This window comes from Variovorax sp. P1_H2, from assembly GCF_056405295.1.
Genome location: NZ_JBFUCJ010000019.1, coordinates 28572 through 49359 on the forward strand (window position 1 = coordinate 28572; position 20788 = coordinate 49359).

Annotated in this window: 20 protein-coding genes and 1 pseudogene; 10 read left to right on the forward strand and 11 right to left on the reverse strand. The window is 68.7% G+C overall.

The window, feature by feature from the left end; genetic code table 11:
- Positions 1–33: 33 nt before the first annotated feature.
- Positions 34–975, reverse strand: coding sequence for a LysR family transcriptional regulator (locus AC1D2E_RS09440; RefSeq protein WP_478197165.1), 942 nt, complete (start codon positions 973–975; stop codon positions 34–36).
- A 106-nt stretch (positions 976–1081) separates the two neighbouring features.
- On the opposite strand from AC1D2E_RS09440, the gene aptA reads away from it, so the two are divergent.
- Complete coding sequence (gene aptA, locus AC1D2E_RS09445; RefSeq protein ID WP_478197166.1) at positions 1082–2434, forward strand: omega-aminotransferase AptA; 1353 nt, start codon at positions 1082–1084, stop codon at positions 2432–2434.
- A gap of 27 nt (positions 2435–2461) precedes the next feature.
- Here aptA and AC1D2E_RS09450 read toward each other — a convergent pair whose 3' ends face one another.
- Complete coding sequence (locus tag AC1D2E_RS09450; protein ID WP_478197167.1) at positions 2462–3394, reverse strand: LysR family transcriptional regulator; 933 nt, start codon at positions 3392–3394, stop codon at positions 2462–2464.
- 113 nt (positions 3395–3507) lie between these two features.
- Here AC1D2E_RS09450 and AC1D2E_RS09455 point away from each other — a divergent pair, with 113 nt between their 5' ends.
- The 3 genes from AC1D2E_RS09455 to AC1D2E_RS09465 are packed head-to-tail and all read left to right on the forward strand — an operon-like array spanning position 3508 to position 6543.
- The gene (locus AC1D2E_RS09455; protein ID WP_478197168.1) at positions 3508–4524 is read left to right on the forward strand and encodes a tripartite tricarboxylate transporter substrate binding protein; all 1017 of its coding nucleotides are present in this window, start codon (positions 3508–3510) and stop codon (positions 4522–4524) included.
- A complete protein-coding gene (locus tag AC1D2E_RS09460) occupies positions 4521–5609 on the forward strand; it encodes a maleylacetate reductase (protein WP_478197169.1) in 1089 nt (362 codons plus the stop codon). Before AC1D2E_RS09455 ends, AC1D2E_RS09460 begins: the two co-directional genes overlap by 4 nt.
- A 28-nt stretch (positions 5610–5637) precedes the next feature.
- Positions 5638–6543 (forward strand): helix-turn-helix domain-containing protein, encoded by a 906-nt coding sequence (locus tag AC1D2E_RS09465; RefSeq protein WP_478197170.1) that lies wholly within the window; start codon positions 5638–5640, stop codon positions 6541–6543.
- Positions 6544–6680: 137 nt separating this feature from the next.
- Here the strand turns inward: AC1D2E_RS09465 and AC1D2E_RS09470 are convergent, their stop codons facing one another.
- Positions 6681–7586, reverse strand: coding sequence for a LysR family transcriptional regulator (locus AC1D2E_RS09470; RefSeq protein WP_478197171.1), 906 nt, complete (start codon positions 7584–7586; stop codon positions 6681–6683).
- A 142-nt stretch (positions 7587–7728) separates the two neighbouring features.
- On the opposite strand from AC1D2E_RS09470, the gene AC1D2E_RS09475 reads away from it, so the two are divergent.
- From AC1D2E_RS09475 to AC1D2E_RS09490, 4 genes are all read left to right on the forward strand, one after another.
- Complete coding sequence (locus AC1D2E_RS09475) at positions 7729–8448, forward strand: pirin family protein (RefSeq protein ID WP_478197172.1); 720 nt, start codon at positions 7729–7731, stop codon at positions 8446–8448.
- 556 nt (positions 8449–9004) lie between these two features.
- Positions 9005–9904 (forward strand): dienelactone hydrolase family protein, encoded by a 900-nt coding sequence (locus tag AC1D2E_RS09480; protein WP_478197212.1) that lies wholly within the window; start codon positions 9005–9007, stop codon positions 9902–9904.
- Positions 9905–9927: 23 nt separating this feature from the next.
- Entirely contained in the window at positions 9928–10983 is a 1056-nt protein-coding gene (locus AC1D2E_RS09485; protein ID WP_478197173.1) for an RNA methyltransferase, read from the forward strand.
- A 39-nt stretch (positions 10984–11022) separates the two neighbouring features.
- On the forward strand, positions 11023–11310 hold the full coding sequence (locus AC1D2E_RS09490) for an acylphosphatase (protein ID WP_478197174.1): 288 nt from the start codon (positions 11023–11025) through the stop codon (positions 11308–11310).
- A 59-nt stretch (positions 11311–11369) separates the two neighbouring features.
- Here the strand turns inward: AC1D2E_RS09490 and AC1D2E_RS09495 are convergent, their stop codons facing one another.
- Positions 11370–11936: a hypothetical protein gene (locus tag AC1D2E_RS09495; RefSeq protein WP_478197175.1), complete on the reverse strand. Its 567-nt coding sequence runs from the start codon at positions 11934–11936 to the stop codon at positions 11370–11372.
- A 301-nt stretch (positions 11937–12237) separates the two neighbouring features.
- Between AC1D2E_RS09495 and AC1D2E_RS09500 the strand changes: the two genes are divergently transcribed.
- Positions 12238–13227: a helix-turn-helix domain-containing protein gene (locus AC1D2E_RS09500; RefSeq protein WP_478197176.1), complete on the forward strand. Its 990-nt coding sequence runs from the start codon at positions 12238–12240 to the stop codon at positions 13225–13227.
- A gap of 54 nt (positions 13228–13281) precedes the next feature.
- Here AC1D2E_RS09500 and AC1D2E_RS09505 read toward each other — a convergent pair whose 3' ends face one another.
- From AC1D2E_RS09505 to AC1D2E_RS09515, 3 genes and pseudogenes are all read right to left on the reverse strand, one after another.
- Positions 13282–14259 carry a Bug family tripartite tricarboxylate transporter substrate binding protein gene (locus AC1D2E_RS09505; protein ID WP_478197177.1) on the reverse strand — a complete coding sequence of 326 codons (978 nt, stop codon included), beginning with the start codon at positions 14257–14259 and terminating at the stop codon, positions 13282–13284.
- 19 nt (positions 14260–14278) lie between these two features.
- Positions 14279–14371: pseudogene (locus AC1D2E_RS09510) on the reverse strand (hypothetical protein); the annotation flags it as partial.
- Positions 14372–14420: 49 nt separating this feature from the next.
- Positions 14421–15509: a tartrate dehydrogenase gene (locus tag AC1D2E_RS09515; protein ID WP_478197178.1), complete on the reverse strand. Its 1089-nt coding sequence runs from the start codon at positions 15507–15509 to the stop codon at positions 14421–14423.
- A 112-nt stretch (positions 15510–15621) separates the two neighbouring features.
- On the opposite strand from AC1D2E_RS09515, the gene AC1D2E_RS09520 reads away from it, so the two are divergent.
- Complete coding sequence (locus AC1D2E_RS09520; protein ID WP_478197179.1) at positions 15622–16557, forward strand: LysR substrate-binding domain-containing protein; 936 nt, start codon at positions 15622–15624, stop codon at positions 16555–16557.
- A gap of 45 nt (positions 16558–16602) precedes the next feature.
- On the opposite strand, the gene AC1D2E_RS09525 is transcribed toward AC1D2E_RS09520, so the two are convergent.
- From AC1D2E_RS09525 to AC1D2E_RS09540, 4 genes are read right to left on the reverse strand one after another with little or no spacing between them, the layout of a single operon-like run.
- Positions 16603–18210, reverse strand: coding sequence for an MFS transporter (locus AC1D2E_RS09525; RefSeq protein WP_478197180.1), 1608 nt, complete (start codon positions 18208–18210; stop codon positions 16603–16605).
- Positions 18200–18607, reverse strand: coding sequence for a DoxX family protein (locus AC1D2E_RS09530; protein WP_478197181.1), 408 nt, complete (start codon positions 18605–18607; stop codon positions 18200–18202). The genes AC1D2E_RS09525 and AC1D2E_RS09530 overlap by 11 nt, the downstream gene beginning before the upstream one ends.
- Positions 18608–18609: 2 nt before the next feature.
- A complete protein-coding gene (locus AC1D2E_RS09535) occupies positions 18610–20493 on the reverse strand; it encodes an amidohydrolase (protein WP_478197182.1) in 1884 nt (627 codons plus the stop codon).
- Complete coding sequence (locus AC1D2E_RS09540; RefSeq protein ID WP_478197183.1) at positions 20486–20785, reverse strand: XapX domain-containing protein; 300 nt, start codon at positions 20783–20785, stop codon at positions 20486–20488. The genes AC1D2E_RS09535 and AC1D2E_RS09540 overlap by 8 nt, the downstream gene beginning before the upstream one ends.
- Positions 20786–20788: the final 3 nt, after the last annotated feature.

A 20788-nucleotide genomic window follows, 5' to 3' on the forward strand; every position in this document is an offset into this window, starting at 1 on the left:
CGCGCCGGACGCGCCGGACGCGCCGCGCCAGGCTCAGCCCCGCGCGTGCGCCGCGTCCAGGCACTGCGCGAACAACTGCGCGGCCCGCGACGGCTGCGGTGCCCGGCGCACGATGGACACGAACCTGCAGCTGTAGCGGAAACGGTCCGGCCGCACCGCCCGCACCTGCCCTCGGCGTTCGAAGGCCTCGGCATAGTGGTCGGGCAGGAAACCCAGGAATCGCCCGGACAGGATCAGCGTGGCGATCGCCTCCTGGTCGAAGCCGGTCGCCGTGCGAACCAGGCGCGCCTGGTGGCTCAGGTCCATGTTGGGCGAGTGATAGCCGAGCCCGGCGAAGGCGTGCCCCTTGAGGCGCGCCCAGGTGAGCGCGCCCTGCGGGGCGTCGAACAGCGGATGGCCGGCACCGCAATAGAGCAGCATCTGCTCGCCGAACAGGTCGGTGTAGGAGAGACTGGTGGAGCTGCGGTGGGCCGGGATCACGCCGACGTGGAAGCTGCCGTCGATGATGCCGCGCTCGATCGCGTTGAGGGTCGCCACGTGCATGCTCAGGCTGACGTCCGGCGCCCGGTCGTTGAACAGCGCGATGGCCTCGCCGATGCGCGCCTGCGGGTTGGTGGCGGTCTTGTCGAACACCGCCACCTCGAGCCGGCCGCCCATGCGCTGGTGGATGTCATCGATGCTCTCGCGGAAGGCATCGACCGACGCCAGCAGGCGCAGGGTCTCGCGGTAGACGCGCTCGCCTTCGGGCGAGACCGCGAAGCCGCCGCGACCGCGCCGGCACAGCACCACCCCGAGCCGCGTTTCCAGGTCCTTGACGTGTCGGCTGACGGTGGAGGTCCCGATGTTGAGCTCGAGTTCGGCGGCCGCCATGCCGCCGCACTCGACCACGCTCTTGAAGACCCGCAGCAAACGCAGGTCCATGTCGCTGATCTGGCCCAGCACGGCCTTCGATTTCGCGCCCTTCGTTACTTTCATGATTCGTCAAGTGAACATTGATATCGGTTTCTTTTTCCAAGTATGAAGGATGCCAACAATGATCGCCACCGCAACACAACGCCCGCCTGCCCCGCGGGAAGATCCCATGACCGTCCTGACCTCTTCTTCGCCGGCGCCTGCCGTGCGCACCGATGCCGCCTGGCTCGACGCCCACTGGATGCCGTTCACCGCCAACCGGCAGTTCAAGGCCGACCCGCGGATGATCGTGGAAGCCCGCGGCGCCTACTTCACCGACGGCGACGGCCGCAAGATCTTCGACGGCCTGTCCGGCCTGTGGTGCTCCGGGCTCGGCCATGGCCGGCCCGAGATCACCGAGGCGGTGAGCCGGCAGATCGCCAGGCTCGACTACGCGCCGGCCTTCCAGCACGCCCATCCGCTGTCCTTCGAGCTCGCCAACAGGCTCAAGGAACTGACGCCCGCGGGCCTCGACTACGTGTTCTTCACCGGCTCGGGCTCGGAAGCGGCCGACACCTCGCTCAAGATGGCGCGCGCCTACTGGCGGGCCAAGGGCCAGGCGAGCAAGACGCGCCTGATCGGGCGCGAGAAGGGCTACCACGGCGTCAACTTCGGCGGCATCTCGGTCGGCGGCATCGGCGGCAACCGCAAGACCTTCGGCCAGGGCGTCGAGGCCGACCACCTGCCGCACACGCAGCTGGCCGACAACGCGTTCAGCCGCGGCATGCCGGCCCACGGCGCGGCACTGGCCGACCGGCTGCTCGACCTGATCGCGCTGCACGACGCCTCGAACATCGCCGCGGTGATCGTCGAGCCCTTCTCCGGCTCGGCCGGCGTCGTGGTGCCGCCGCAGGGCTACCTGCAGCGCCTGCGCGAGATCTGCACCGCCCACAACATCCTGCTGATCTTCGACGAGGTCATCACCGGCTTCGGCCGCTGCGGCGCCATGACCGGCGCCGACGCCTTCGGTGTCCTGCCCGACATCATGAACGTCGCCAAGCAGGTCACCAACGGGGCCCAGCCGCTCGGCGCCGTGATCGCGAGCAAGGACATCTACGACACCTTCATGGCAGCCGGCGGCCCGGACTACATGCTCGAGTTCCCGCACGGCTACACCTACTCGGCCCATCCGGTGGCCTGCGCCGCGGGCATTGCCGCCCTCGACGCGCTGCAGAAGGACGGGCTGGTGGAGCGGGTCGCTTCGCTGGCGCCCTTCTTCGAGGCGGCGGTCCACAGCCTGAAGGGCGCACGGCACGTGGTCGACATCCGCAACTACGGCCTGGCCGCCGGGCTCACGCTCGCGGCGCTGCCCGGCGAGCCGGCACGCCGCCCCTACGAAGTCGCCATGGCCTGCTGGCGCAAGGGCTTCTATGTGCGCTACGGCGGCGACACGATCCAGCTCGCCCCGCCCTTCATCGTCGAGAAAGCGGAGATCGAGCGCTTGGTCAACGCGCTCGGCRAGGCGCTGGCCGAGACCGCCTGAGCCTCGGCTCGGCAGGGCCCGGCGCCCTCACTCCTTCGCCGTCGCCGCGTCGCCGACCCAGCTGGCCGAGCGGCCGATGCTCTCGAGCAGGTGCTCCGTGAAGGCCCGCACCTTGACGCTGGCGCGCGGCGCGGCGCGCACCAGGAAGATGCCGCTCGCCTCCTGGCGCGGCGCGCCTTCGAGGTCGAGCTCGACGATGCGGCCGGCCGCCAGGTCTTCGCCGATCGCCCAGTTGGGCATCAGCGCGATGCCCAGGCCCTGCGCGGCGCACATGCGGCGGGCGTCGCAGTCGTTGCTCTCGAGCGCGAACTGCGGCGGACGGCTCCAGTCGAAGCCTTCGAGCTCGCGCCAGCCGCGCGCGCCGGTGCTGTGCTGGCGGTCGATCAGCCGATGCTGCGCCAGGTCGGCGAAGCGCCGCGGATGGCCGTGGCGCTGCAGGTAGGCCGGCGAGGCGCCCATGATGTAGCGCTGGCTGCCGATGCGCTGGCAGATCAGGCTGCTGTCGGGCTGGTCGCCGATCCGGATCACGAGATCGAAGCGCTCGAGCACCGGGTCGACCACGCGCTCGGTGAGCTCGAGTTCGACGTTCAGCGCCGGATGCTTGTCGAACAGCGAACCCAGGTGCGGCGCCACGTGGCGGCGGCCGAAGGCCGGCACGCAACTCACGCGCAGCAGGCCCTGCACGCTGCCGTCGAGCGAGACCACCTCGCTGCGCGCATCGCTCATGTCGTGCAGGATCTTCACGGCGCGCTCGAACAGCAGCGTGCCGGCCTCGGTCATCACCAGGGCCCGGGTCGAGCGCGTGAACAAGGGCACCTTGAGGTCCTGTTCCAGCGCATCGATCTGGCGCGCCACCGACGAGGCGACCAGGCCCTTGCGCCGGGCCACGGCCGAGAAGCTCTTCGCCTGCGCCACGTCGACGAACATGGAGAGGCTTTCGGCAAAGCGGATCGATTCCATTTGTGCAAACAACGCAAAGGCATTTGGCCCTGACGCCGGATTCCCATGACGAGGCGCAAAGGATAGCATCGACTCGCGCCACAAGCACCAGCATCAGCACCAGGATCCGAACCATGTTCGAGCAAGAGACAACACCCCTTCCCGCTCGCCTTCCCCTGCCCGTCTCCCGTCGCCGCGCGATCGGCTGCAGCCTGGCGCTCGGCCTGACGCTGGCCGCGGCCGGCCCCGTCGCGGCGGACACCTACCCCTCGCGGCTGGTCACGGTGATCGTGCCCTTCGCCGCCGGCGGCACGGTCGACAAGGTGGCCCGTCAGATCCAGGAGCCGCTGCGGGCACGGCTCGGGCAGCAGCTGCTGATCGACAACCGCGGCGGCGCCGGCGGCACCATCGGCATGGCGGCACTGGCCAAGAGCGCGCCCGACGGCTACACGGTCGCGCTGGTGTTCGACTCCTACGCGACCGAGCAGCACATCTATCCGAAGCTGCCCTACGCGACGCTGCGCGACTTCGCCGGCGTGAGCTACGTGGCGCGCTCGCCGATGGTGCTGGTGGTGCCGGCCGGCTCGCCCTACAAGACCCTGAAGGACTACGTGGCCGCCGCCAAGGTCAAGGGCGCGGTGTCGTACGCCTCGGTCGGCGCCGGCAGCTCGAACCACCTGGCGGCCGAGCTGTTCCACGAGACCGCGGGCAGCCAGGGTTTGCACGTGCCCTTCAAGGGCGGCGGCCCGGCTCTGACGGACCTCATGGGCGGACACGTCGACTCGATGATCGCCAGCCTGCCGCTGGTGCTGCAGCAGGTGCAGAGCGGCAAGTTGCGCGCGCTCGCGGTGACGTCGCCGAAGCGCAACGCCGCCCTGCCCGAGGTGCCGGCGGTGGCCGAGACCTACAAGGGCTTCGAGGTCTATTCCTGGGTCGGGATGGTGGCACCGGCGAAGACACCCGCGCCGGTGCTCGACAGGCTGTCCGCCGACATGACCGCCACCCTGCGCGACCCCGAGGTCGCCCGGCGCCTGTCGGACGGCGGTTTCGAGGTGGTCGCAGGCGACCGCAAGGCGACGGACCAGCTGATCCGCAGCGAGAGCGAGCGCTGGGGCCGGCTGATCCTGGCCCGCAAGATCGTCGCCGAATGAGCATGGACACCGAACCGGGCGGCATCCAGTCCTTCAGCTTCGAGAGCCGCGCGCAGCGGGTCCTGTTCGGGCACGGCAGCCTGTCGAAGGTCGCCGGCGAGATCGAGCGGATGGGGGTCGGCAAGGCGCTGGTGCTGTGCACGCCACCGCAGCGCGCCCAGGCCGAACGGGTGGCCGACCTGCTCGGCGCCCGTGCCGCAGGCATCTTCGACGGTGCGGTGATGCACGTGCCGATCGAGAGCGCACGGGCGGCGCGGGAGGCCGCCGCGCGCCTCGGCGCCGACGGCGCGGTGGCGATCGGCGGCGGCTCGACCATCGGCCTCGGCAAGGCCATCGCGCTCGATTCGGGCCTGCCGATCCTGGCCATCCCGACCACCTACGCGGGCTCGGAGATGACGCCGATCTACGGCATCACCGAGAACGGACTCAAGCGCACCGGCAAAGACCCCCGCGTCTTGCCGCGTACCGTGATCTACGACCCCGCCCTGACGCTCGGCCTGCCGGTCGGCCTGTCGGTGGTCAGCGGGATCAACGCCATCGCGCATGCGGCCGAGGGGCTCTATTCGGCGGACGGCAACCCGGTCTGCGAACTGATGGCGGTCGAGGGCATCGCGGCGCTGGGCCGCGCCCTGCCCGGCATCCATGCGGACCCGGCCGACACCCTGGCGCGCAGCGACGCGCTCTACGGCGCCTGGCTCTGCGGCACGGTGCTCGGCAGCGTCGGCATGGCGCTGCACCACAAGCTGTGCCACACGCTGGGCGGCAGTTTCAACCTGCCGCATGCCGAGACCCACACCATCGTGCTGCCGCATGCGCTGGCCTACAACGCCGCAGCCGCGCCCGGCGCAATGCGGCGCATCGCCGGCGCGCTCGGTGCCGCCAGCGCCCCGCAGGCGGTCCACGAACTGGCGCTGCGCAACGGCGCGCCGACGGCGCTGAAACAGATCGGCATGCGCGAGGAGGACCTGGACCCCGCCTGCGCGCTGGCGTTGCAAAATGCGTACGCCAATCCACGGCCGATCGAGGCGCGCGCCCTGCGGCAGTTGCTGCAGGATGCCTTCGACGGCGTGGCCCCCAGAACTTGATCCGCCTGCCACCCAAGGTTCCTGCCGCATGACCCACGTCGCCGCATTGCCCAGCCCCTTTGCGCGCCAGCTGGCGCAGCAGTACGGACTCGATGACGTGCCGGCGTCGCGGTCGGCCTCGCTGTCGCTCGACATGGCGCGGATGCACTACGCCCAGCCGCATCTCTTCGTGCTGGCGCCGCTGCCGGCCGAGGACGCCTTCGTCGTCAGCGTGGAGCTTGCGCGGGCCGGCGGCAGGCGCTTCTTCCAGGGCAGCGCGCAAACCCAAGTCGGCCTGCTGGAACCCGGTGCGGTCCACATCACCGACCTCGCCGAGCGGCCTTCCGCCTATGTCTGCAGCCCCTTCCATTCGGTGCTGTTCCGCCTGCCGCGTGCCGCGATGGACGCGTTCGCGCGCGAAACCGGCGAGCCCCCGATCGCGGCGCTGCATTGCACGCCCGGCGCGACCGACCCGGTGCTGGCCGGCATTGCGGCGGCGCTGCTGCCATCGCTGGAGCGCCCCGCGGAGGCCTGCCGGCTGTTCCTCGACCACATGGCGCTGGCCCTTTGCGCGCACCTCGCCAGCGCCTACGGCGGCGCCCGCCGGCGGCCCGCGCGTACGGCCGGCCTGGCGCCCTGGCAGGCGCGGCGCGCCAAGGAGCTGCTGGCCGCGAACCTGGCACGCAGCGTGCCGCTGGCGGAGGTCGCCGCCGCGTGCCAGTTGTCGCGCGGCCATTTCAGCAAGGCGTTCAAGGCGACGACCGGCCAGTCCCCGCACACCTGGCTGGTCGAGCGCAGGATCGAGGCGGCGCGCGGCATGCTGCTCGCATCCACGGCTTCGCTGTCGGAGATCGCGATCGCCTGCGGCTTCGCCGACCAGAGCCACCTGACGCGCGTGTTCGGGGCCCGCACCGGCAGCTCGCCGGCATCGTGGCGGCGCCAGCGCCGCGCATGAGCCGCCGGGCCGTTCCCAAGGCGAATGCCGAAGCGCTGCTGCGCGAAGGCTACCCGGTGAGCGGCGCGCCGGGCCGCCCCAAGCAAGCTCGCACCGTCGTGCGAAGCCCGGAGCTTGCCCGGTGAACGGCGCGCGCCTCAGCCCGGCAGGATGTCCGGCAGCAACGGCCGCTGCAGGCGCTTGCGCCACCACTTGAACGCCTCGCCCGTGGCGGCGGCAGGCTTCCAGGCCAGCCAGAAGTCTTCCTCGGGCCGCGACTCGTCCAGCGCCAGCTCGACCAGCTCGCCGCGGGCCAGCGGCCCCCGCACGCAGGCCCGCGGCAGGAAGCCGTGGCCCAGCCCCTCGACCTGGAAGGCGATCTTGGCCGCCATCGACGGCACCGTGATGCGGCGCTGCCCGGCCAGCAGGCCGATGGTCCGGTCGGACATCGAGCGGGCGCCGTCGCCCACCACCACGGCCGTGTGCTCGAGCAGGTCGGCGCGGACCAGCGGCCGCTGCAGCATCGCCAGCGGGTGCGTCGGCGCGACGCAGAACGCGAAGTCGAGGCTGCCCACCGACACCGCCTTGTAGCCGCCGCCGGCCGGCCCGTCGCCGGCGGCGACGATCAGGTCGGCACGGCCGTCGCGCAGCGCTTCCCAGGTGCCGGTCAGGGTCTCGCAGGCGATGCGCAGGCGCGTGCCGCAGTTCAGATCCTCGAAGGCGCGGATGTCGTGGCTGAAGGCCGCGGTCGGAATCAGCGAGTCGTGCACCAGCCGGAGCTCGGATTCGAAGCCGGTGGCGATCTGGCGCATGCGCGATTCCAGGTCGGCGGCGGCGGCCACCAGCCAGCGCCCTTCCTTGAGCATCTCCTGGCCCGCGGCCGTCAGGCTGACGCGCGGGCCCTGGCGCACGAACAGCGCGATGCCCAGCTGCTCCTCGAGCTTGCCGATCGCGTAGGAGATGGTCGAGGGCACCTTGTGCAGGCGCTCGGCCGCCGCCGCGAAGGAGCCGTGGCGGGCGATCGCGTCCACCAGTTCGATGGCCTCGAGGCTGAGCTTCAACATCACGCTTCCTTCGCTTTCAATAGAGGATCGAAATTATCGATCATCAGCGCCGGAATATCTCAACATTGACACCCTTCCGGCCTCGGATACTCCTTGTACTCAATCGTGAATTTAGTCGAACGAAACCTCACAAGGAACGCCCATGATCGAACTTCGCAAGGCAAACCATCGCGGCCTGGCCGACCACGGCTGGCTCCAGTCGCGCCACACCTTCTCTTTCGGCCATTACCACGATCCGAAGCAGCAGGGCTTCTCGGACCTGCTCGTGATCAACGACGACCGGGTCGCGCCGGAACAGGGTTTCGGCACCCATCCGCACCGGGACATGGAAATCATCTCGTACGTGCTCGAAGGCGCGCTCGAGCACCGCGACTCGATGGGCACCGGCTCGGTCATCCGGCCGGGCGACGTGCAGCTGATGAGCGCCGGCACCGGCGTGCGCCACAGCGAGTTCAACCATTCGGCCAGCGAACCGGTGCACTTCCTCCAGATCTGGATCGTGCCCTCGGTCCGCGGCGCGGTGCCGCGCTATCAGCAGGTGCATTTCAGCGCCGCCGAGAAACGCGGCAAGCTGCGCCTGATCGTCTCGCCCGAGAGCGCCGAAGGCTCGCTCTCGGTGCACCAGGACGCCCGCGTGCATGCCGGCCTCTTCGACGGCGGCGAGGCTGCCACGCTGCAGCTCCAGCCCGATCGCTATGCCTACGTGCACGTCGCGCGCGGCAGCATCGAGGTCAACGGCGAACGGCTCGGCCAGGGCGACGGCGCGCGGATCCGCGACGAGCGCACGCTGCGCTTCGCGAAGGCCGACCAGGCCGAAGTGCTGGTGTTCGACCTGCGGCCCCATGAACGGCCCTCGATGTAGGTCGCCGGCGCGGCTCGGCGCTGGCGGGTGGCGGTCCGGCCACAGCGGCGCTTACGCTTTGATGACGCGTCGCCTACAACTTGCCTCATGGCTGCCGATAGATAGGCAGTCATGGACAAGCCACATTCAAGCCGATCCCCCGAGCTGCGGACCCAGCTCCCGAGCGAAAGCGTTCTTCAAGACGACGGGGTGCACATGCTCGTGTCGACGAGAGGCGTGGAAGGCTCGAGGAGCGATGGCATTCTCCTTCGCCGATGTGCCTTCTCGATTGCTGCGCCACTGGGCTGCGCAATCCTGGGTCAGTACAGGCAGCTGTCGGATGGCTTCTGGCACGCCTCCATGTGCAGCAGGGCCCGAAGCGACGGCGCCCTGGGCCCTCCCCAGGTGGGGATCTATGCGACGGAACTCGACGCGCTGGTCAATCTCTGGGCAAACCGTCGGCGCTTCGACCTCGGTATCCGGGTCTGAGGGCCAGGGGCATCTGCCGGCGCACCTTGAACGTCTTCCGGCGTCCCGGCTATGCTGCGGCACTTCACTCCCAATGACCTGCCTTGCCATGCCGCCTCGTCTTGCTGCCCAGGATTTCGACCAGGAACTGCTCATACTCTTCGACGCCTATGTCCATGGCGACCTGGATCGGCGCTCATTCCTGAGGCAGGCCCAGAAATTCGCCAAGGCCGGGATTGCCGCGACGACATTGCTGGCGGCGCTGAGCCCCGACTTCGCGGCCGGACAGCAGGTAACCCCCGCCGATCCGAGGCTCAAGGTCGAGCGGGTGAGCTATCCCTCGCCTTCCGGCAGCGGCACCGTCAACGGCTACCTGGCGCGCCCGGCGAATGCCGGTGCGAAGCCCCTGCCCGCGGTGCTGGTCATTCACGAGAATCGCGGCCTCAATCCACACATCGAGGACATTGCGCGGCGGTTGGCGCTCGATGGCTTCATGGCCTTCGCGCCCGACGCACTCACGCCCCTCGGTGGCTATCCCGGTGACGAGGACAAGGCGCGCGAAGCCTTCGCCAAGCTCGACCAGGCGCATGCCCTCAACGACTTCCTGGCGGCCGCAACCTGGCTGAAATCGCGACCCGATGCCACCGGAAGGATCGGTGCCGTCGGCTTTTGCTACGGTGGCGGCATGGTCCACCAGCTTGCGATCAGGCTGCCGGAGCTCCACGCGGGCGTCCCTTTCTACGGCAACACGCCTGCGCCCGCGGAAGCGGCCAAGGTCAAGGCACCGCTGCTCGTCCAGCGTGCCGAGATCGACGACCGGATCAATGCGGCATGGCCCGCCTACGAAACGGCCCTGCGTTCCGCCGGCGTGCGCTTCACGGCCTATCAGTATCCCGGTACCCAGCACGGCTTCAACAACGACACCACGCCGCGCTACGATGCGGCGGCCGCCCAGCTGGCCTGGTCGCGTACGGTTGCGTTCCTGAAGACGCAACTGGCAGGCGACTAGCGCCATCGGCGCTCTTTACGGGCATGCGAATCCACGAACTGAAACGACGGCTCCGGGACGCCGGAGCGGGTCCCCTCCACGAGCACCGGATCCTTCGGCTGTGGTCCCATGCGCTGCCCCGGGACAGCGGCAGGCGTCGACCCGAGAGCTTCTTTCCGTCGTCGCTGCTGGCCGCCCTGCCGTCCATCGAAGCCGAGCTCGCCGGACTGGCGCGCATCCACGCGGTCCATCCCGGCGCCGATGGTTCCGAGCGGCTGCTCGTCGCCCTGGCGGACGGCCAGACCGTCGAGAGCGTGTTGCTGCCCCGGGACGGTCTCTGCGTCTCGTCGCAACTCGGGTGTGCCGTCGGATGCCATTTCTGCATGACGGGTCGCGACGGATTGCTGCGCCAACTGGGAAGCGCCGAGATCATTGCCCAGGTCGCCCTCGCGCGCATGCGACGGCCGGTGCGCAAGGTGGTCTTCATGGGCATGGGCGAACCGGCCCACAACCTCGACAACGTGATGGAGGCGATCGACCTGCTCGGCACGGCGGGCGGCATCGGCCACAAGAACCTGGTGTTCTCCACCGTGGGCGATCCACGCGCGTTCGAGCGACTGCACCAGCAAAGCGTCAGGCCCGCGCTGGCACTCTCGTTGCACACGACCAAGGCCGAGCTGCGCAGGAGACTCCTTCCGCGCGCGCCGAACATGACGCCCGATGAACTGGTCGCCGCCTGCGAACGCTATGCCCGGGCGACCGGCTACCCGATTCAGTACCAGTGGACGCTGCTGGAAGGTGTCAACGATGGGGAAGACGAGATCGAAGGCATCGTCCGCCTCCTCTCCGGCAAGTACGGCGTGCTGAACATGATCCCCTTCAACGCGGTGGATGGCGCGGCGTTCAGTCGCCCGTCATGGGAGCGCTGCAAAGAGATTGCTGCCACGCTGCACCGGCGGGGCATCCTCGCGAAGCTGCGCTATTCCGCCGGCCAGGATGTCGACGGCGGGTGCGGTCAGTTGAGGGCGCGCGCAGCCGAAGTACCCGTGCTGCTCCGAAGGGCCCAAGACGGGCGTCGGGCACCCGCAGCCGGCGCATAGAACGCTGCAGATGCGGGGCAGCCGCACTACAGTGCCGGCATGACGCCCGTCCAAAAGCATCTGATCGTCCACGGCCTCGTGCAGGGCGTGGGTTACCGTTGGTCGATGGCGCAAGCCGCCGAGGCGCTGGGCGTGCGCGGTTGGGTGCGAAATCGCCGCGACGGCACGGTGGAGGCCCTTGCCATCGGCGATGTCCCGGCGGTAGAGGCGCTGGTGGCGTGGGCACACCGCGGCCCGCCGCAGGCGCGAGTTGAACGCGTGGAGGTTCTGGAGATGCATGGACATGCGCATGCACCCGAAGGATTCGAGCAGCGCGCGACGACTTAGCGCCACGCACGAGATCGGCTCAAGACCCCAGTGGACAGACTCACCTTCGTTCTCCAGACCTACTTGCGCGCAAGCGGGATCTGCAGGTTGGTCGGCCTGTTCTCTTCCTTGTCGAACCCGCGACCGTCCACGTTGCGCGCGCCCCAGAACAGCATGTCGTGGCTCAGGTAGACGAGATCGAATTCCATGAAGTTCTTCCCTTCGGTCAACCCGAACGGGGGAAACGCCTTGCCGAACACACTTTGCGTGTCGTTGACTTGCCACTTTCCGTAGCCAGTGGCGGCCACCTGATTCAGCAGATCGGCAAACCCCTGGATCTGCGGCGCGACCTCGTATCCCTCGTCAGCGACGAAGTCCACCTTTTGCGCCCCTGGAGCGATCGCGTGAGGGCCGCGCCAGATCATGTGACCCCGGATGGCGATTCGGGCGATGGGCACCGCACCGTTCGGGTCTGCCGAATTGACGATGTTCAGCTCGAATCGATCCCCGGCCAAGTACTTGAATTCACGCTTCAGATAGAACGGCTTCAGCGTGCCGTCGGGATTCTTGCTGGCGCTCGGGCGGACCTCCGGGGCGATGCTGACCCAATCACCAACGAGGGCCTCCTTGATCTGTTCCACATTCATGACGGTCCGTCCTTCGGGTTTGCGGGAGGGCGAGTCGGTCGCGGACGCACAGGCTGCGAGCGTCAACGCCGGCACGAGCGCCAAGAGGCGCGAAATGTGTCGTGTCCACATCTGGAAAGAGTCCTCGCCTGACAAGGTGCGCAAATTGTGAAGCGCGAGCGCCCTGCTCCGTTAGCCCAAATCGGCAAAGCGACACGGCGTCCCGGTCGAGGGCCTGTTCACACTATTTCCGCGATCCCCGGAAATAGTGTAAACAGGCCCTTGGCTATTCTTCGACTGCAGCGCCGCCACCGAACACCGCATGACACTCAAACTGGACGTATTCGACGACTTCCACGTGCATGGCGCCTCGGCGCCGGAGTGGAATCAACGCTATTTGCAGGTATCGCCGGGGGCCATGCACAGTTCGCTCGCCGAGCTGACGACGGACAGCATCCATGTCTTTCGCAAGTGGATGAGTGAGCGGGTGATTCAACAGGGCTGTCTGCCCAACGGCAAGATCTGCTTCGCGATCCCACTTGGGAAGCTCGCTGGAACGCCCCGAATGCAAGGGCACGAAATGCACGAGGACAGCGTCGTCGTTCTTCGCGGCGGCGACGAGTTCACGCTTCAACGGCCGAAAGGGATGGAACTGATGGCGGTGACGTTCGAGCTCGACGAATTTCGTCGCCTGTCTGACGAACGGCCGTGGGCACCGGGCGCCCGGGCGCTACTGTCCCGCTCCGTGCTGCGAGCCCCGGGTCGCGCGATGCAGCGATTGCGGCACGACCTGCTTTCGTTGTTCGATGAGACGACGACAACCGATCCATGCAAGTCGGAAGCGATCAACGACCAGTCAGTGTCTCGCGGCGTGTTCGAAGCGCTTTGCGAACTGTTCGATGGCGCCGCCGACGCGAGGCAGCCCGTCGGGAGCGCTTCGGCCAGTTTCATCGTCGCGCAATGCCATCGGATGGTGGCAGGCAGCGGGGATTCCCCGCCTGGCGTAGAGGAACTGTGCCTGCGCCTTCGCACGAGCCGGCGCACCTTGCAGAACAGCTTCAGGCAGGTCGCCGACGCGACGCCTGTGCACTATCTGCGCTGTGTGAGGCTGAACGCCGTGCGTCGGCAGTTGATGTCGACACGAGCGGTAGACCTGAGCATTGCGCAGGCGGCCGCAGACAGAGGATTCAGCCATCTGAGCCACTTTGCTCAACGGTACAAGGCGCTGTTCGGAGAATTGCCGTCACAGACGATGCGAGGCCGCACCTGCGCCAGTTCGCAGGACGGCGACGGGCAGAGCCGCAAGGCGTGAGCGGCCCGGCGAAGCTGCGCCGCTTCCACCGCGCGCAGCGCCCGGCTTCGCCCCTCAATCAATGGCGACCTTCGCATCCTTGACCAGCTTTGCGTACCTGGTCGTGTCGTCCTTGATCTGCGCGGCCATCTGATCGGGGGTGTCGCCCACGGGTTCGGCGCCGATCTCTTCCATGCGCTTCCTGAACTCGGGCGACTGGATGATCTTCACCATCTCGGCGTTGAGCCTGGCGACCACCTCCTTGGGCGTTCCCACCGGCGCCAGGATGCCGAACCATGTCCCCTGGTTGAAGTCCTTCATGCCCGCCTCGGCCAAGGTGGGCACATCAGGCAGCGTGCTCGACCGCTTGGCCGTGGTGACGGCCAAGGCACGCAGCTTGCCGCCCTTGATGTGCTGCACCAGCGGCGTCAGCGTATCGAAGGACATGTCGACCTGCCCGCCGAGCAGGTCGGTGGTCAGCGGTGCGCTGCCCTTGTAGGGGACGTGCAGGAGTTCGACGCCGGCAGTGCCGGAAAACTGCGTGCCGATCAGGTGCTGCACCGTGCCGTTGCCGTTCGAGCCATACGACAGCTTTCCCGGCGAAGCCTTGGCGAGCGCCACAAGGCTCTTGACGTCGGTCGCCGGGGACTTGGCGTTGACCACCAGCACGTTGGGCACCAGGGCCACGGTGGTGATCGGCGCGAAGCTCTTCTCGAAGTCGTAAGGCAGCTTCTTGTACACGCTGGTGGCGATCGTGTGGTGCACGGCCCCCATGAGAAGCGTGTAGCCGTCCGGTTTGGCCTTGGCGACATAGTCGGCGCCGACCGTCGCCCCGGCGCCCGGCTTGCTCTCCACGATCACCGGCTGACCGATGCTCTGCGACAGCGGCGTGGTGATCGCGCGCGCCAGCGCGTCCGAGCTTCCGCCCGGCGGGAACGGCACGACCAAGGTGATGGGCTTGGCAGGGTAGGCCTGCGCCGCAGCGAGCGAGGCAGCGAAGCCGAGGGCGATCGCCGTCGAGGCGATGCGGGGCCGGAATGTCGAAGTCTTCACGGTTGTCTCCTTGTGGGTGTGACGCGACTGGCACGATCAGGAATTCCTGCATGTCGACGTTGTTGTCCGCATGCCCACCGCCGTTGATGATGTTCATCATGGGCAGCGGCAACACCGGCCTGCGATCGCGGCCGCTGCGTGCGGGCGGGGGACGGCGGCCCTCAGGCCGCCTTGCGCTGGGCGCCGCCGGTGACTTGGTCGCACACCGCCCTGGTGACCTGTGCAGTCGTGGCGGTGCCGCCCAGGTCGCGGGTGTGGAGCGAGGTGTCGGCCGTCACGGCCTCGACTGCCTGCATGACGCGCTTGGCGGCTTCGGTCTCGCCCAGGTGCTGCAGCAGCATGACGACCGACCAGAAGGTGCCGACCGGGTTGGCCAGGCCCTTGCCCATGATGTCGAAGGCAGAGCCGTGGATCGGCTCGAACATCGACGGGTAGCGGTGCTCGGGATCGATGTTGCCGGTGGGGGCGATGCCGAGGCTGCCTGCCAGTGCGGCGGCCAGGTCGCTCAGGATGTCGGCATGCAGGTTGGTCGCCACGATGGTGTCCAGCGAAGCCGGCCGGTTGATCATGCGCGCGGTCGAGGCGTCGACCAGTTCCTTGTCCCAGGTCACGTCCGGGAACTCCTTGGAGATCTGCAGCGCGATCTCGTCCCACATCACCATCGCGTGGCGCTGGGCGTTGCTCTTCGTGATGACGGTCAGCAGCTTGCGGGGACGCGACTGGGCCAGCTTGAAGGCGAAGCGCATGATGCGCTCGACGCCGGCGCGGGTCATCATCGAGACGTCCGTGGCCGCTTCGATCGGGTGGCCCTGGTGCACGCGGCCGCCGACGCCGGAGTATTCGCCTTCGGAGTTCTCGCGAACGATGACCCAGTTCAGGTCATCCGGGCCGCAGCGCTTCAGCGGGGCGTCGATGCCCGGCAGGATGCGCGTGGGGCGGACGTTGGCGTACTGGTCGAAGCCCTGGCAGATCTTCAGGCGCAGGCCCCAGAGGGTGATGTGGTCGGGGATGTGCGGGTCGCCGGCCGAGCCGAACAGGATCGCGTCCTTGTCGCGCAGGGCGTCGAGGCCGTCGTCCGGCATCATCACGCCGTGCTCGCGGAAGTAGTCGCCGCCCCAGTCGAAGTTCTCGAACTGGAACTTGAAGCTGCTGCTTGTCGAAGCCAGCGCCTCCAGCACTTGCTGGCCGGCCGGCACGACTTCCTTGCCGATGCCATCGCCGGGGATGGTTGCGATCTTGTATGTCTTCATGGTGTGTTTCCGTGGGTGGTGGGTGGGTGCAGTGAATGTAGAAAATCGACGGCCTGCCGGCTCGGCGCTAAAGTGAATCCATTGTTAACTTGAGTTCAACAGTGGAGCCGCCATGACCAACGCCATCCTGCCGGCCGATCTGGGCTTCTTTTCGACGCTGGCGAGCGCTGGAAGCCTGAGCGCAGCCGCGCGCGAGCTCGGCGTCACCACCCCTGCCGTGAGCAAGCACCTGGCCTTGATGGAGTCGAGGGTCGGGGTCTTGCTGGTCAATCGGTCGACGCGCCGCATGAGCCTGACGCCTGAAGGCGAGCTGTACCTGGAGCATGCCCGCCGGATCCTTGGCGAGATCGACGGGATGGAGGAGCTTCTCGGGGTTTCGAAGGCGAGGCCCAAGGGCCTGCTGCGGGTGAATGCGACGCTGGGCTTTGGCCGCAGCCACGTGGCGCCGCTGATCTCGAGCTTCGTTCGCAAGTACCCCGAAGTCGAGGTTCAGCTGCAACTCTCCGTCAACCCGCCCGCTCCGACCGAGGATCTGTTCGACGTCTGCGTGCGCTTCGGCGCTCCACCGGACAGTCGGGTGATCGCCAGGCACATCGCGGCCAACCGGCGCCTGCTGTGCGCGGCGCCGGCCTACCTGGCGAAGCACGGAATCCCGAAGGTCCCCAGCGATCTGGTCAAGCACAACTGCATCGGGATCCGCCAAGGCGAGGAGGCTTACGGTGTCTGGCGCCTTGCCAGCGGGAGGGGCCGGAATGCGAGCCACGAAGCGGTGAAGACGCGGGGAAACCTGAGCACCAACGACGGCGAGATCGCGGTGAACTGGGCCCTTGATGGCCATGGCATCCTGATGCGGGCCGAGTGGGACATCGAACGCTACCTTCGCAACGGCCGTCTGGTGCACGTGCTGCCGCAGTACTTCACGCCGGACGCCGACATCTACGCGGTGTATCCGCAACGGCACCAGCTTGCGGCCCGGGTGCGGGCCTTCGTGGATTTCCTGGCGCTGTCGTTCACGCAGCGGGCGGCGTCGGCGGCCTCCCGCCCATAGCCAGACTCACAGCACCGCGGCCGTCCTGGCGGACCGTGGTGGGTTTCAGTCCAGCGCCAGGAAATGGTGGACCACCGGCGCCTCGGGCCCGATGTGGAAGCGCACCGCCTCGTGCTGCAGGTCGGCATCGGCCTTCGACACGCGCTGGTGCTGGCGCAGGTGCTCGGCCCACGACTCGACCAGGAACCACTCCATCAGGCGCTCGGGCTCGTGGGTGTGCTCGGTGATGCCCCAGGCGTAGGCGCCGTCGCGCCGGCGTTCCAGCGATAGGGCCTTCAGCGCCTGCAGGAAGGCCGGCCGGTCTTCCTTGCGGATGCGGTATTCGATCTGCACCATGACCGGCCCGCGGTCGTTCGCGACCGGCTCGTCGAGCAAGGGTTCGGGCCAGTGGTTGGAGGCCTGCAGGTCGGCCTCGCCGGTCGGCAGCCGGATGCGATGGAATGCGAAGGCCACTGCCGTCAACCCGGCGGCACCGACCAGCAAGGTGACCGGCACGCCGATCGTCTGCGCCACCAGCCCCCAGCCCAGACTGCCCGCGGCCATGGCGCCGTTGAAGACGGTCAGGTAGATCGCCAGGCCCCGGCCGCGCACCCAGTTCGGCAGCACCCCCTGGGCCACGCCGTTGAGCGTGGTGAGCGCGATGATCCAGCCGCTGCCCAGCAGCAGCATGAGCAGGACCGCCAGCCATTGCGGCGGTGCGCTCGCGAGCACCGCCATCACCAGCGCCGACAGCAGCGATGCGAGCAGCACCAGGCCGTCGGCGTCGAGCTTGGTGCGCAGCCTGGGCAGCAGCAAGGCACCGAGGATCGCCCCGACGCCGACCGCGCCCAGCATCAGGCCGTAGAAGCCGGCCGTGCCGCCCAGCATCCGGCGCGCCACCAGCGGCAGCAAGGCCCAGACCGAGCTTGCGAAAAGGAAGAACACGGCCGCGCGCAGCAGCACCACGTGCAGCTCGCGGCTGGCGCGGGCGTAGCGCAGGCCGGCCCGGAAGGCGCCGAAGAACTGCTCCGTCAGGCCGCTGTCGGGCGTCGGCGGCCGCTTCCACCACAGCAGCGCCGCAATCACGAACACGTAGCTCAGCACATCGGCGCCGTAGGCCGTGGCGGCGCCGAAACTCGCCAGCAGCAGGCCGCCGGCGGCCGGGCCGATGGCGCGCGCGATGTTGATGCCGAGCGAATTCAGCGCCACCGCGTTCTTGAGGTCGGCGCGCGGCACCAGTTCGGGCACGATCGACTGCCAGGTCGGCCCCATCAGCGCGGCGCCGATGCCGCCGACGAAAGTCAGCGCGATCAGGTATTCGACCGTCAGCGCCTTGGTGCTCGCGAGCAGCAGCAGCGTGCCGCTGACCGCGGCCAGCGCGAACTGGATGAAGATCAGGAAGCGGCGCCGGTCGAGGATGTCCGACAGCACGCCGGCCGGAATCGCCAGCAGGAAGATCGGCAGCGTGGCGGCGGTCTGCACCAAGGCCACCGCGGTCGGGCTGGCCGACAGCTCGGTGACCATCCAGGCGCTGGCGACGTCGCGCATGAAGCTGCCGACGTTGCCCAGCACGGTGGCTGCCCACAGCACCGCGAACACGGGCTGGCGCAGCGGTGCGAAGCTGCCGCTCGTGGCGGCAGCGGCAGAGGCCGGGGTCGATGGGTCAGTGCGCATCGGGTGCCCGCAGATCATGCCAGGCGACCAGCAGGAAGCCGCCGACGAGCCCCCAGTGTTCGAAGAAGGCATTGGCCGCCATGAAGCGATCGGGCGGCCCGAGCTCCCAGAAACGGTTGGCCACGAAGGTGGCCATGAGCGTGAAACCGGCCAGCCCCAGCGCGCCGAGCCAGCGGTGGAAGCCGGTCAGGATCATCAGCGAGGCGCCGAACTCGAAGGCGATGACGGCCACGGCCAGCGGCGCCGCCGGCGCGAGGCCGAAGTGCTGCATCTCGGCGATCGCCGACGCGAAGTCGGTGGCTTTGTCGAAGGCGCCCTGCAGGTAGGCTGCGCACAGCAACAACAGCGCGAGCCAGTGCACGGCCCGCACGGTGAAGAGACGGCGAAGCGCCTGCATCCTCAAACCGCCCAGCAGGCGCAGCCGAGCGCGCCCCAGAAGCTCTGGAGGTCGGCCACGGGCAGCCGGCTGCTCCAGGCCGTGGCATGCCGATGGCCGTGCACGTTGCAGTCGTTGGCGCAGCCACAGGCCTGGGCCGCCTGGCGCAGCGTGGCCTGCAGCGGCGCGCCCTCGGCATCGCCCCAGCCCGCGTAGCCGCCGAAGCGGCGCACCGGCGACCAGTCCGGCATCGCCGGCGGCGGCGCGCCGTCATCGTGCACCGCGAAGTCGCCGGCACCGTAGACCACCTTGCCGCCCACCACCGTGAGCAGCGCCGTGGTGTCGGCGATCTCGGACTCGGGGCAGGCGAAGAAGTCGCGGTCGGGCACGATCAGGTCGGCCAGCTGCCCGGCCTCGATCCGGCCCTTCTTGCCGACCTCGTTGGAGAACCAGGTCACGTGCTCGGTCCACATGCGCAGCGCCGCCTCGCGGTCCAGGCAGTTGCGCTGCGGCGTGATCTGCAGGCCGCCGACGGTCTTGCCCGTGACCAGCCACGACAGCGACACCCAGGGGTTGTAGGAAGCCACCCGCGTGGCGTCGGTGCCGGCCGAGACCTTCACGCCCTTCTCGAGCATGCGCTTGACCGGCGGCGTCGCCTCGGCCGCCGCCGCGCCGTAGCGCTCGACGAAGTATTCGCCCTGGTAGGCCATGCGGTGCTGCACCGCGATGCCGCCGCCGAGCGCCGCGATGCGGTCGATCGACTTCTCGGAGATGGTCTCGCAGTGGTCGAAGAACCAGTTCAGCCCGGCCAGCGGCGTGTCGCGGTTCACCTTCTCGAAGACGTCGAGCGCACGCTCGATGGTCTCGTCGTAGGTGGCGTGCATGCGCCATGGCCAGCGGTTCTGCACCAGCACGCGCACCACCTCCTCGAGATCGCCCTCCATCTCGGGCCCCATGTCGGGACGCGGCTGGCGGAAGTCCTCGAAGTCGGCGGCCGAGAACACCAGCATCTCGCCGGCGCCGTTGTGGCGGAAGTAGTCGTCGCCCTGCTTGTAGTTGGACATTGCGGTCCAGTTCAGGAAGTCCTGCTTCTCCTGCTTGGGCTTCTGCGTGAACAGGTTGTAGGCCAGCCGAATGGTCAGTTGGCCGGCGTCGGCCAGCTGCTGGATGACCTGGTAGTCCTCGGGGAAGTTCTGGAAGCCGCCGCCGGCGTCGATGGCGCCGGTGACGCCGAGCCGGTTGAGCTCGCGCATGAAGTGGCGCGTCGAGTTGAGCTGGTAGTCGAAGGGCAGCTTCGGCCCCTTGGCCAGCGTCGCATACAGGATGCTCGCGTTCGGCTTGGCCAGCAGCAGCCCGGTCGGGTTGCCGGCGCTGTCGCGCACGATCTCGCCGCCCGGCGGCGCCGGCGTCTCGCGCGTGTAGCCGACCGCGCGCAGGGCCGCGCCGTTGAGCAGGGCGCGGTCGTACAGGTGCAGCAGGAACACCGGCGTGTCGGGCGCCACGGCATTGAGCTCGTCGAGGGTCGGCAGCCGCTTCTCGGCGAACTGGTGCTCGCTGAAGCCGCCCACCACGCGCACCCATTGCGGCGCCGGCGTGATCGCTACCTGGCGCTTGAGCATGCCCATCGCGTCGGCCAGGCTGCGCACGCCGTCCCAGCGCAGTTCGAGGTTGAAGTTGAGGCCGCCGCGGATGATGTGCAGGTGGTTGTCGATCAAGCCCGGCAGCACCGGCCGGCCCTGGAGGTCGATCACGCGGGTCGCGGGGCCGGCCAGCGGCAGGACGTCCTCGTCGCGGCCGACACGGCTGAAGCGGCCGTCGGTGACGGCCACCGCGCTGGCGACCGGGTTGGCACGGTCCAGCGTGGTGATGCGCCCGTTGTGGAGGACCAGCGACGGCGACTCAGCCACGGCCCTGCTCCCCACTGGCGACGGCAGCGCCCGCGGTCGGCGGGAGCGCTTCCTTGGCGCATTCGGGCAGGCGCCCGAACATGTGCGGCTTGACCTGGTGCTGCAGCCAGGAGGTCGATGTCGGGCTGCGGTCGAACAGGCGCTTGRCCAGCGGCGGCAGCTGCTCGCCGGCCAGGATGCCCAGCAGGCCGACCAGCGCGATGATCGGCGGCGCCGGCGAGCGCACGCTGAAGAGCGCGTAGATGACGCCCACCAGCACGCCGAGCGCCAACGAAACGAGGTAGGGCTTCATTCG